The organism is Caenibius tardaugens NBRC 16725, from assembly GCF_003860345.1.
GTDB classification, from domain to species: Bacteria; Pseudomonadota; Alphaproteobacteria; order Sphingomonadales; family Sphingomonadaceae; genus Caenibius; species Caenibius tardaugens.
In genome coordinates, this window is the sequence record NZ_CP034179.1 from 1042015 (window position 1) to 1055530 (window position 13516).

At 57.7% G+C, this 13516-nt stretch carries 5 protein-coding genes; 4 read left to right on the forward strand and 1 reads right to left on the reverse strand.

The genetic code is table 11. From position 1 onward, the window contains the following. The first annotated feature begins 252 nt into the window (after positions 1-252). From EGO55_RS04780 to EGO55_RS04795, 4 genes are all read left to right on the forward strand, one after another. Entirely contained in the window at positions 253-2580 is a 2328-nt protein-coding gene (locus EGO55_RS04780; protein WP_021691861.1) for an arylsulfatase, read from the forward strand. Positions 2581-2666: 86 nt separating this feature from the next. Beyond that, positions 2667-3479: an SDR family NAD(P)-dependent oxidoreductase gene (locus EGO55_RS04785; protein WP_124916719.1), complete on the forward strand. Its 813-nt coding sequence runs from the start codon at positions 2667-2669 to the stop codon at positions 3477-3479. Between the two features lie 46 nt (positions 3480-3525). Continuing rightward, a complete protein-coding gene (locus EGO55_RS04790) occupies positions 3526-4710 on the forward strand; it encodes an LLM class flavin-dependent oxidoreductase (protein ID WP_210766645.1) in 1185 nt (394 codons plus the stop codon). 63 nt (positions 4711-4773) lie between these two features. Continuing rightward, on the forward strand, positions 4774-7284 hold the full coding sequence (locus EGO55_RS04795) for a TonB-dependent receptor (RefSeq protein WP_210766646.1): 2511 nt from the start codon (positions 4774-4776) through the stop codon (positions 7282-7284). A gap of 697 nt (positions 7285-7981) precedes the next feature. On the opposite strand, the gene EGO55_RS04805 is transcribed toward EGO55_RS04795, so the two are convergent. Continuing rightward, positions 7982-13321, reverse strand: coding sequence for an autotransporter domain-containing protein (locus EGO55_RS04805; RefSeq protein ID WP_124916720.1), 5340 nt, complete (start codon positions 13319-13321; stop codon positions 7982-7984). Positions 13322-13516: the final 195 nt, after the last annotated feature.

Genomic DNA, 13516 nt, shown 5'->3' on the forward strand with positions numbered 1-13516 from the left:
CAGTGGTTGGCGCGATTTGGAAATTCAAGCTGCCCCTAATGGAGTGGCGGCGCGCGACAAACTTGCATCAACAACTACCCTCCTAAATTAAATCAATTGACATTTTTTAGCGGTAGTAACACCTCCTCGCGCAACGGCTGCAACGCGGCGTGATTCGTCTCAATGGTTTCGGGGCGTTCGCGAACCGTGATCTTGTTTGCCGAAGTTCGTGTCAAAAAATAAAACCAATAAGTTTTATAGGGAGTTATATTCATGAGCAGCAAGCAAGGTCGGAAGTGGTTGCGGCAGACGTTTCCCCCGATGCTTGCTGCTGGAGCTGTCGCCTTTGCACTATGCGGCGCAGCACGGGCGGAGGAAGCCGCCGGTTCGCCTGCGGGCATTGCCAACACCGCTCAAGTGCCTCAGGTGCAGGCAGGGGCACCCAACGTCGTTCTTGTGCTGCTTGATGATGTCAGTTTCGGGGCCACGTCGACTTTTGGCGGGCCCGCCATCACCCCTGCACTTGAATCTCTGGCGCGGGATGGTTTGCGGTATAATCGCTTCCACACAACGGCCATTTGTTCGCCAACGCGTGCGTCGCTGCTTTCCGGGCGCAATGCCCATGCGATCAACATGGGCGCGGTCATGAATGTGGCGGACTCGCGCCCCGGCTATATCGGCATGCAGGCACGGGATGCCAGCACGATTGCAGAAATATTGCGGCAGTCGGGCTATCACACGGCCGCGTTCGGGAAATGGCATCAGACGCCCGAATGGGAAGTGTCGCAGGCCGGGCCGTTCGATCGCTGGCCGACGCGGCAGGGTTTCGAGAAATTCTATGGCTTTATGGGTGGTGAAACCAACCAGTTCGAACCCTCGCTGTTCGATGGCACCACGCGGATCGTGCGCCCGGCAGGGAATGCCTACCACCTGACCGAGGATCTAGCCGATCAGGCGATTGGGTGGACCCGCGCACAAACCTCGCTGACCCCGGACAAGCCATTTTTCGTTTACTTCGCGCCGGGGGCGACGCACGCGCCCTTGCAGGTGCCGAAGGACTGGATCGAACGCTATCGCGGGCAATTCGATGGCGGCTGGGACAAGATGCGCGAACAGATTCTAGCCCGCCAGAAAAAGCTGGGCGTGGTACCGGCCAATACTGTGCTGACGCCCCGGCCAGACGGGATGCCGGAATGGAACAGTCTGAGCGGGGACGAACAGAAACTGGCCGCGCGGTTGATGGAAACCTATGCAGCCTATCTGGCACATACCGATTTCCAGATCGGCAGGCTGGTGCAGAGTCTCAAGGAAAGTGGTCAGTACGACAACACCCTGTTTATCTACATTGTCGGCGACAACGGCGGTTCTGCTGAAGGTGGCGCAGCGGGTAGTCTCAACTTCATGGGAACGCTGCAGGGCATCCCCGAAAAACAAGCCGACATGCTTGCCCGAATGGACGATATAGGCGACTCTCATTCCTATGCACAGTATTCGGCTGGCTGGGCATGGGCGCTAAACAGCCCGTTCCAGTGGATGAAAACCGTTGCTTCGCATCTGGGGGGCACACGCAACCCGATGGTTGTCTCCTGGCCCAAACGGATAACCGACAAAGGCGGGGTGCGCAGCCAGTTCGGACATGTGAACGACATTACCCCGACCATCCTCGAAGCGGCCGGACTACCTGCACCTGCGCAGCTCAACGGCATTGCGCAGCGCAAGATGGATGGCACGAGCCTCGTTTACAGCTTCGCCGATCCGAAAGCGCCGGAACGGCATACCACGCAGTACTTCGAGGTGTTTTCCAACCGCGCGATTTATCACGATGGATGGATGGCTTCCGCGTTTCACGGCCGCCGCCCCTGGATATTCCAGACCAGCAGCGACGAGACGTCACCCGATGACGATCGCTGGGAACTGTACGATCTGCGCAAGGATTTCTCGCAGTCCAACGATCTTGCCGCCAAGGAGCCGCAGCGTCTGGAGGCGATGAAGGCGCTGTTCATGGAGCAGGCGGCGGCAAATCAGGTTTTGCCGTTGAAGGGGCCTGTGCTGGGTTTGCCGGGACTTCCAAACCTTTCGGGCAAACGCACCGAGTTTTCGTTCTATCCCGGGCTGGTCGGCGTGCCTGAATCGAGCGGTCCGAAAATGGCGAACCGTTCGTGGAGTATCCGGGCGGCGGTCGACGTGCCCCCATCGGGTGCGCGCGGGGTCATTGCCGCAATCGGTGGTTCCGATGCTGGCTGGTCACTCTATCTCGATGGGGACGGCAAGCCGCGCTTTACCTACAAACTGTTCGATATGAAGACCGTTGACCTGGCTGCCGGCAATGCCTTGCCAGCCGGAAAGAGCATGCTCGAGGTGGATTTCGATTATGACGGCGGAGGCTACGCGAAGGGTGGCACTTTGAAGTTCTCACTCAACGGCAAACCGGTTGGAGCCGAACGGTTGCCAATGTCACCGCCCGGATTTTTCTCGATCATCGAAACCTTCGATGTCGGCATCGATACCGGTTCGTCCGCAGCGCATTACCCTGACAACGCGGCCGTAGGGTATCCCTTCGAGCATGGTCAGATCGAGCGCGTCGACATCAAACTGCGTTGAACAACAATAGTTTGCACGAGAGAGAGTCCTGCCAGCCTGTCGCTGCGCTGGGCGACGCTCCCGTGCCTTCAATACAAGAGTGACACATGAACAGATCAGAACAGGTAGCGGTGATTACCGGAGCAGCCAGCGGGATTGGCAGCGGGTTGGCGCGGGCTGCGTTGGCGCGCGGGATGCGGGTGGTGCTGGCCGATATCGATGAAGCGGCTTTACAGACCTTTGCCGCCACGCTTGATGGCCCGGTGTCGTCATGCACGGTCGATGTGCGTGATCCAGCCTCTGTCGAGGCGCTGGCCGACCATGCCTACGCCGCGTTTGGGCAGGTTGACCTGCTGTTCAACAATGCCGGTGTGCTGATCGGCGGAAAAAGCTGGGATATCCCGGCTGACAAATGGGCATGGCAATTGCAGGTCAATGTCCTGGGCGTGGTTCACGGCATTGCCAGTTTCGTCCCTCGGATGATTGCCGCAGGTCGCCCGGCCCGGGTAATCAACACCGGTTCGATGGCGAGCTTTATCGCCGCACCCTACATGGGTCCCTATTCGGCCAGCAAGTTTGCGGTTCTGGCAATCAGCGAAACGCTGGCGCTGGAACTGCAAGGCGAACAGGCCCCGGTCAGCGTATCGGTGCTGTGCCCCGGCCCGGTCCAGACGGACATCTTCCGCGAAACCGTGACCATGCAGGACGACACCACCAGCGACAGGACCGTCGGCATGATGCGGGACATTACCGTCAATCAGGGGATCACGCCTGACGAACTTGCCGCGCGTGCCTTTGCCGGGATCGACGAAGGGCAGTTCTGGATCATCCCGCAGCCCGATCCGCTCGACACGCTGTACCGCCAACGGGCCGAAGCCATGCTCGAACGCCGCAACCCCGGCATCGCCATGCCGGGCTGAAACGGGGCCGTTCCAGCGCCTACCGACCTATTTGATTGAGAGACTTATGACGCAATACCGGCCCGATACCATGAAGTTCGGCGCATTCATCGCCCCCTATCATGCGCTCAGCGAAAACCACACCATGACGCTGGAACGCGACATGCAGCTGGTCCAGTTGATGGAACAGCTGGATTTTGATGAAGCCTGGATCGGCGAACACCACTCCGCCGGGTTCGAGGCGATTGCCTCCCCCGAGGTGTTCATTGCCGCAGTGGCCGAACGGACCAAACGTATCCGCCTTGGCACCGGGGTTAGTTCCCTCAGCTATCACCACCCGCTCATTCTGGCGGACCGCATGGTCCAGCTCGACCACCAGACGCGCGGACGGATCATGTTCGGGGCCGGGCCGGGGCAATTGCCGTCCGATGCGGTGATGATGGGGATCGATCCGCGCAAGCAGCGCGATATGATGAGCGCATCGCTCGAATGCATTGTCGATCTTCTGGATGGCAAAGTGGTGACGCGCGATGAAGGCTGGTTCCAGCTGAAGGACGCACGCCTGCAGAACCTGCCCTATCAGCGCGGCGGGATGGAAGTGGCGGTGGCCTGCGCAATCACCCCCAGCGGACCTGTGACCGCAGGGCGCCTCGGGGCCGCGATGCTGTCGGTGGCGGCATCGAGCGGGGAAGGCTTTGCCACACTGCCCGATCACTGGCGGATCTGCGAAGAGGTCGCGCGCGAAAACGGGCGGCAGGTTCACCGCGACACATGGCGTATCGTGGCGCCGATCCACATCGCCGAAACGCGCGAGCAGGCCTTTGCCGAGGTTTCGCAAGGGATTATTCCCAATGTGCTCGACTATATGCGCAGGATGGGCGCGCAGCTTCCGTGTTTCGAAGGGATCGAAACGGGCGAGGATGCGACCCGGTCGTGGTGCGAAAACGCCTGGATGACCTTCGGCACGCTGACTTGTGGCACACCGGATGATGTCGCGGACCGGATCGAGGAAATGCTCGATCAGTCGGGCGGCTTCGGCACGTTCCTGCTGCTGGCACACAATGCCGCCAGTTGGGAAGCGACGCAGAAGAGCTACGAACTGTTTTCGCGCTACGTCATGCCGCGCTTCCAGAACCGCGATCGCCGCAGCCAGTCCCTGCAATGGATCGCCGACAATCGCGGCCAACTGTTCGGTTCCGTCATGCAGGCAACGCAGCAGGCCATCGATAAACACAAAGAACGAATGGCATAACCAATTCTATCTTATATGATTTTGTCTAAGAAAATGAAACTTGTGATACTGGGGAGATATAATTTGAAAAATATTCTTACGGTTTTGTTATGCGCAACAGCCATTTCATCACCGGCATTCGCCCAATCGGAGAAGAATGATACACCTTCTCCCGAGGCATCGAACAGCGGCCTGTCCGAAATCGTCGTAACCGCACAACGGCGAGATGAGCGTTCGCAAGACGTGCCTATCGCTATCACTGCGATCTCCCCCGAAGGGTTGCGTGAACGGAGCGTAACGGATTTGCAAGGGCTCCAGAGTCAGGTGCCCTCACTGGTGATTCAGCCCAATGGCCAATCCTCGCGTGACGTGATGTCACCCTCTATTCGTGGACAAGGCGCCTCCTTCCAGGGCGCGCCCGGCGTGGTCGTATACATGAATGAGGTGCCGCTGCCTGCCGCCTTCACGCTTTCGTCACAGGGCGGCCCCGGCAACTTTGTCGATTTGCAGAGCGTTCAGGTGTTATCGGGCGCACAGGGCACGCTGTTCGGCAGAAACACAACTGGTGGTGCTATTCTCCTTACAGCCGCTAAGCCGACCGAGCGCCTCGAAGGCTATCTGTCAGGCGCATTCGGCAACTACAACATGACCGAATTCGAGGGGGTTTTGAATGTTCCCTTGACCGACACCCTCCGGGTGAGGCTAGTCGGCGCCGCGCGTGACCGCGATGGCTTCACCAAGGACGTTCAGTGGAACAAGGACCGCGACAATCAGCACTGGCGCATGGGGCGGATCGGCATTCAGTTTGATCCGACTACCAGTATCAGTAACTACACCATGGCCTATTATGGGTATTCCAAGACCCATGGCACCGGCATTGTCCCGATTACCTTCAACTACAACCGGCTCTATGGCTTTACCGCTGCCGGTTATGGCAACTTCTGCGGCACGCAAGCTGCACCCGATCCGAACTGTACTGATCTCCGCAAGCAGATATCCGATCAGGAAGAACGCGGCATCCGTAAGGTTGCGCATGGTCTCGATGACTTTGCAAAGGTCGAAACCTGGGGCGTCAGTAACAGCACGGATATCGCAGTTTCCGATAATCTGAAGATTCGAAACATCATAAGCTATGCATCTTTGAAATCATTTTACGCATCAGATCAGGATGGTGCGATCGCGAATATTAACAATACCGGCGTCACAACATTAAGCCGCCTTTCCCCCAAGGATTATTATAAACTTTTTACAGAAGAACTGCAGATTCAGGGCGATCTTCTGGATGGCAAACTCACCTTCACGGCTGGCGGTTTCTATTCGAAGCAAAAGCCGGGCGGGAAGATGGAAGATTACTTCTCAACCGTATGCGGACGGCCTGGCGAAGCGGGAGCCTTGGCCTGTGCGGGCTTCCGCGAAACGGCAACAACCAACGAATCCAAAGCCCTTTTCGCGCAGGCTTCTCTCGATTTTGGGGCGCTTAGCCCTGCGCTTGATCGCCTGCGGCTGACACTGGGCTATCGCTACACATGGGACAAGATCGACGGACGAACCACGAGCTATTCGCCGGCGATATATTCCGGTGTTGGCGCTGACAACGTACGCTGTCTGTTCGACGGCGTTGCTGTCCCCAGATCCAATGCGGACAATCTGGTGGGCGCATCCGTCAGGGGTTGCACGTACGAAGGACACCTCAAGAGCAAGGCACCGAACTGGACCATTGGCCTTGATTACCGTCCGATCGACAATCTGCTGCTTTATGGCAAGGTAACCCGCGGCTACAAGGCAGGTGGCTTTAATGCCTATGCGGTGAACATAGAGTATGCGCAATTTGGCCCCGAATTCGTTACCGACTGGGAAGCGGGTTTCAAATCCGACTTCAAGGTCGGCGGTCGGCCAGTTCGCTTCAACGTGAATGGCTTTAATCTGGATTACAGCAAGATCCAGCGTGGTATGGCAGACTTTAGCCCTCTCACCAATCAGAGTGGCGCCGCCACCCTGAGCACGGGATCAGCGCGCATCCGTGGTCTTGAAATTGAAGCGATGATCAAGCCTCTCGATATCCTCGAGATTGGCGGAAATTACAGCTATACAGAGGCGAAGTACAAGTCCTTCACTTACACCTCGGCGACCCCTGTATTCGATTGCAACTCACGTAATGCCTCGGATTCCCAGAAGACATTGAATCCCGACCTGAGTTGCATGAAGTTGAATAACATGGCCCCCAATATCTTCTCGATATACGGCCGACTGGCACTCCCTGTTCCGGAAAGTGCAGGCCAGGTCAGTCTGTTTGTCAGCTATGCGTGGACTGATAGACGCCATTTTGCTGCGCCGGCTCAAGAGAAGTTCCCCGGAACCAATATCACTTGGGAACCCGGTAGCGAGGCAGCACCGTTTGGCCTTCTCTCTGCATCATTGGATTGGAAGAATGCTCTCGGGACTGATCTCGACGTAAGCTTGTTTGGAACAAACATTCTCAACAAAAATTATGTCCTTTCCAACGGCAATGTTTACAATGCCATAGGAAGCCAAGGAACGATTTTCGGTGAGCCTCGCATGTATGGGGTTCGTCTGAGATATCAATTCGGCAGTTAATGGCCCGAAGCACGATGAAGGTGGCGCTGTTACAGAACAGCGCCACCTTCATTTGCCTGTGTGGCGGTAACAAATGGATGATCCCGTCCACCCCGCGTCGTTAACGGGAGCGGATGAGCAAGACGCCCAATCCATTCCGATCTTTCCGTCCATCGTCCGAAGTCATCCGCCTCATGGTGATGATGGATGCGGGGTTTCCGCTATCGCTGCGAAACGTCGATGATCGTCTGTTCGAACGCTGTTTCGATCTGCCTTACGAAACCGTTTGGCTCTGGTGGAACCGGTTTCGCAGTCGATATCTTCAGGCAGCGCACATAGCACTGGAGATGACATCTCGACGAGATGTACGTCAAACTTAACCGCGAGACAGGGTTCCACCTCAACCATCGCGCAGAAAATGCCCACCTGTCTTTCCGGCAACGTGCGCACCATGCGACGGTTCCGGAAGATGAGATCCGTACATAAATTCGCTGCGGTCCACGTTTCTTTCACGAACCACTTCAGTTCGGAACGTCACTTCGTCGACAGACAGGCGTTCAAGTTTCGCCACTCGGCCACAACGGCCGAGTGGCGAAATCTTATGAGATGGTCCGCACCTCGGGTTTGGGCGGGCTTTGCCAAACGGACAGCTTTCGCGATCGCGTCGTATCACCCAACAGAAGCGCGCGTAAAATGCGCCGCTCCCATACCCCGTTCCTCAGAACGCAATAGTGATACCAAGATTGGCCTGAGAGCCTGTTCCACCACCAAATTCGCCTTGATAGGAGGCAAACAGGTTTACAGTGTCAGAAACCGCAGCACTGAATCCCGCACCAGCGGTGATAACGGTATCCTTGCGGTCTACTCCGGCAACTGTGAAAGCGGGTGAGGTACCCAGGAACCCTGCGCTCACCCACGGCCGATCGCCCGATAGTTGATGGCGCAGGCCCAGTTGCACCCACGGTTTGAACGTGGCGCCTTCATCGTTGCCAGCCTGCAATTTCAGGCCTCCATCGACGAACGTGGCGTTGGTTCGCTTTCCTGCAACATCCAGTGCAAATGCCGTGTTGCCGCTTTCCGTGGCGCTGCCGCGCTTGGTAGAAACGTGCGTCAATCCAATCGCTGGCTGCAGGCTCCAACCTTGCGAAAGGGCAAAGCTGTAACCCACTTGTGCGTCCAGAACGAAACTGCGCAAACGGTAATCCGAGGATGCAACCGCGCCACCCGGCACAAGACGCCTGGTATCGCCCTTGCCCCAATCATAGGCGATCAGCGCAGATGCTTCGAAACCGCCCGATGCGACATGGCCAGTAATACCGGCAGCCATGCCATCCACCTTGGTCTTCGCACCCAGCGCGGCAATCTTCTGATCGCTGTCGAGGTAGCCGATAAATGCAGCGACGGATGCGCTTTCGCTACCATAGCCGATACCGCCGAGAACCCCGTAGCCATCGGATTTCGCGCGGGATGCGCCCGTCGTCGGATCGGCCTTCAGCGTCCGCCAGTTACCCAAGCCGCTGGCAAAGGTAAACGGCCGCGCTTCCGGGGTAAGTCCTTGGGCGAAACCCGAACGGAATGTCTTTGTAAGGCTTAGCCCGCGCTCCACGCCAAGCTGCGTTGCACTGGCATAAGGCTCTGGGCTCAGGAGCGAAAAGGCCGCCGTGCTGGCATACCCTTCGTCATTGAGGAGCAAGGGCACCGCGTTCAGCAGCGCATTGCTCGCCTGACCAGAAATCAGGAGACTGTTGACATAATCGATAGCCAGATCCGCCGTCGGGGTGACGTCTGCTGTTGCGACGAAGGTTCCCATCAACTGAAGACGATCTTCTGTCGCGCCGTCGACGTAACGCAAGAAACCCTGAACTGCGGCATGATCCCAGGTACCCAAGGTGAACGTGCCATCGATATTGTCGGCAACAATCATGTCATAGGCCGTGCCCGGAGTCAGCGGACGTTCGCCCGTCATGTTGAGCGTTGCGCCCGATGCGATGGTCAACTTTCCATCGATGAGCAGTTGATCGCTCTGTCCCGGGGCGGGGATGAACTCAAACGTCGTGATCGATCCATTGGCCAGCGACACGTCGCCCACAACGGTCATAACCGCCGGTGAAGCGCCGGGCGAAAGTGTGCCCCCCGATGCCACGTTGATATCGCCCACAACTTTGCCCGCGCTGCCGAAGGTGCCGCCGCTACCCACATCGACATTGGCTGTGATGACAGAGTCAGCAGCCCCGATGAGGCGCCCCCCGGTCACCCCAATGGACTGGAACGCCACTTCGCCTTCGATTTTGCCAACCCCGCCCGAAACTTCGAGCTTTTCAAAGCTGGTGAACCGTTCCTGATCGAACACAACAGGTTCCGCCTCCGAAGACGCCGCCGCAAATGTCAGATTCAGCACGTCGGTTCCGGCACCGCCAGTAATCGCCCCACCAATCACCCACGCACCGGAAAGGGCCAGAGTGTCATCCCCGTCGCCCATATCGACATCGCCAGTAATCGTCCCGCTGTGCGTCAGGCGGTCATTGCCGGAAAGGGCATAAACGCTGCCCGCAACCACCCCTTCGTTGGTCAGCGTATCATCCCCGCCCGTGACCGGCGTGACATCTGCAGGCGTCAGATCATCCGATGCGAAAGCCTGAGGCATGATCGCATTGCCATCGAGGTAGATGTCGCCGTTGATCGTCCCCTGATTGACCAACTGATCCGCCCCAGAACCGGATTGCACGTCACCCGTGATCGTAGCGCCAGTCGCATTGGTGAACTGGTTGTTGCCATCGCCCAGATCGACCGGACCGACAATTGTGCCCTGATTGGTGATCTGGTCGTTGCCCGATCCCGATTCCACAGCACCTGTGATCAATCCCCCCGGCGCATTGGTGAAGGTATTGGCCCCCTCACCCAGCGCGACAGTTCCGGTGATCGTGCCCAGGTTTTGCACGGTGTCCCCGCCTGCACCACCTTGTACACCGCCCTCGATCGCCCCACCCGGCGCATTGGTAAACTGGTTGGTTCCGCCACCCAGATCGACCCCGCCTGTCACGGTGCCCGTATTGTTGACGGTGTCATTCCCCGTGCCCAACGTGACCGAACCTATTTCACCCGCCAGATTGTACTGACCACCCGTCTCGGGATCACCAACGATGCTGCCACCGCCCGTGCCACGGGTTTCCAGAACTTCGAAGTTCACGAGATGATCATAAATTCCGAGGTTGATCGTATCGGTGGACGTGCTTCCGGTCAGATCGAAGATAAAGGTATCGCTGCCAGCACCTCCGTCAGCGGTTCCATTGAACGTGGCATTCCACGCCTGGGCAAACGTATCGTCGCCGTCACCCAGATCAAGGTTGCCGTTAAAAGTGCCCTTGTTTGTAAAGCTGTCGTTCCCCGCACCAAGGGACACGCTGCCGTTTACAGTGCCTTCATTAAGCAATGTCTGCACGAATGGTTGTGCATCGCCGCGGAAGATAAAACCGCCCTGCTGCGAGGCGTTGAAGGTACTGCCTGCCGCCAGCGTAATCTGCCCTTCCGCGAGCTGAATGGTGGCATGGGCTGTGCCATCGCTGGTCACTGTACCGGTACCGGCCAGCGCGACAAATTCAAACCCGGTCATATCGACCGCGAAGCCTTCTTCAAGCGCGCCACCATTGTTGACGGCAAAGATGAAGCTGTCCCCACCAAGGCCGCCATCGATTGTGCCGCTGAATCGGCTACCCGCGCCGTTGAGTGCAGTCACGACAACGTCGTTACCCGCACCCATGAAGATGTCGCCGGTGAAGGTGCCGCCTGCAGTGACGTGATCGTTGCCGTCCCCCATGTAAACGGTGCCGTTCACCGTGCCGGAATTGGTGAAGGTGTCGTTCCCTGACCGCAGCGCAATACCGCCCTGGATCAGGCCCGTGTTGGTCACGGTATCCGCGCTCGTGCCGAAGGTGTCGATAGCGCCGCCCCAAACACCTTCAAAGTCCACGTCACCAGCATCCTGCGGCACCAACGTGAATTGGTTCTGCAAGGTCAGGCTACCACCGGGGCCACCGCGAATGATACCGTCGTTGACGATGGTAACCGATGTATCAGCCTTCACCGCAATAGCGATGCCACCGGCGGAGGATGTCTGATTTGCGACTTCGACAACTTGCGAACTGCCACCATCCCACTGATGGCCAAGGCCAAGCGCATCGATCACACCGGTTGAGCCGTTTGTGATCGAAACACTGCCGACACCGGTGCCTTCTTCTTCGATATCGGCCACTGCGGTCAATGCCACGCTGAAATCGATTCCGATCTGACCTGGCTGCATGCCTCCGGGACCCGGCAAAGTGAGATAATTGCCGCCCGACGCGATTATGGAACCCGTGTTGTTGATCGTGATTGTTGCGTTTGCATTGACGGCAGCGGGCAAGCCCGTCTCCTGATCGCCAGCCTCCAGATCGATGAACACCGCCCCGCCCGCATAGTCTTCGTTGCGAATAACACCGGAGTTGGTGAACGCCAGCGAAGCGTCGAGCGCAGTTTCCTGCTCCACATAGAGGATTTGGGAAGGCCGGGCGAACACCCCATGGTCGCTGCGGACCCCCTGACTGATCGAGCCCCCATTTGTGATCGAAACCTGGCTTGCTTCAGCTTCAATCTCGACAGAACCGACAATGATCCCAGTGGCACTGTTGAGGAAGGTGAGGCTTTCGGCATCATTCACGTCTTCCCCGTCCGGGGTGTCGGCCCAGTCGTCAGTCGCCAGATTGACGGCTGCACCTTCTTCGTCGTTGGGATCGTGTTCGATACGCCCAGTGTTGGTGAAGGTCAGCGCCCGCGTAGTCGCCTCCACCTCGATCCCGCCAATGATGGTGCCATTATTGGTAAGCGTCACATCATCGCTAACCGCATCTTCACGCAGCGCGGCTGCCTGCGCGATTTCGAAATTCCCAAGGTTGATGTCGATCGCTCGATCGATTTCAAACGGGTTATCGCCGATGGCAATCGTGCCGTCGTTGGTGAAGGTGAACGTGGAAGCGACGCCGGAAACAGACAGACCGCCGGAAATCACACCATCTTCGCCATTTTCGATGGTCACCGCGTTAAGCTGGGTTGCGTCAAGCGCTGTGGTAATACGCACAGCGTTATCGACGCCGCGTTCGAATTCGCTTTCGAACGAGGTAGAGCCGGGCCGTGATCCGGCATTCACCATAACGATTGAGCCGTCGTTGCGGAACACGAAGTCCGCGTCCTTTGCTCCGCGGATCACGGTGCCCGGACCATTGCTCGACAGGTTTATGTCACCGTTGTTTGTAAAGCTCGCAGTCGCAATGCGAATATCGCCGTTGATCTCACCCTGATTGGTGAAACTGGCAAGCGCAGAGCCGTAAGGAATGGTGTGAAAGGTAGGCTGGCCAGGCCCCTGACGCAGATAGGGTGCCTGCTGCACGGAGAAGTAGTTAACCGCTGCGGGCACCACTGTGACCGGATACGCACCCGTGGTGTCGACAAGATCGATCGTGCCGTTGTTTACAACGTTTCCATTACCCATCAGGGAGATTGTCGTGCCAGCACCGGTGAGAGTGAGAGTCGTGTCCTCTCCCGAAACAAGATACCCTTCAATTTCAAATGAACTGGGAAGGGTATAGCCACCCAGTGCTACCGACTGGGTCGCATCGTAGCTCTTGGTATAGATATCCAGACCGTTGCCCGCATCAATCGCATCTGTGCCCGGATCGGTGCCAATCTGGATGAAATTTGCCGAGGAATAGCCGGTGGTGCCCAGTTGCACACTCTCTGCCGTACCACCATCCGCGATGTAGTAAACTGTTGTTGCAGAAAAGATTCTCTGAACATTGTCGTTCACGAAGACGTGGCCATCGATCGTCCCGGCATTACGCACACCGAAAGACAAAAACGCAGCTCCTTCGACGTTGCCCTCGATGGTCCCTCCGGCCTTGTTATCGACATAGAGGACGACCGATGAGCCCTGATTTATTGCGGGCGATCCAGTGATCGTTCCGCTGTTGTTTACGATTGTCGCGGCTTGCGTCCCCGTAATTCCTCCGGAGGTATCCGATGCAGCCACCGTAACTGTGCACACCGGCTGATTGGCACATGTTTGGGCTACGGCTGCTTGCGCTGCCGAAAGCGCATACAGGCTGATACCGGCTACAATGGCGCGCCGCGAAGTGTTCTTCATAACCCTCAAATGCCCCCAGAGAACGATTCTTGAACAGGAACCGTTACTTGAGCAGGGAAAGCAACACGCCCCCCGAACGGG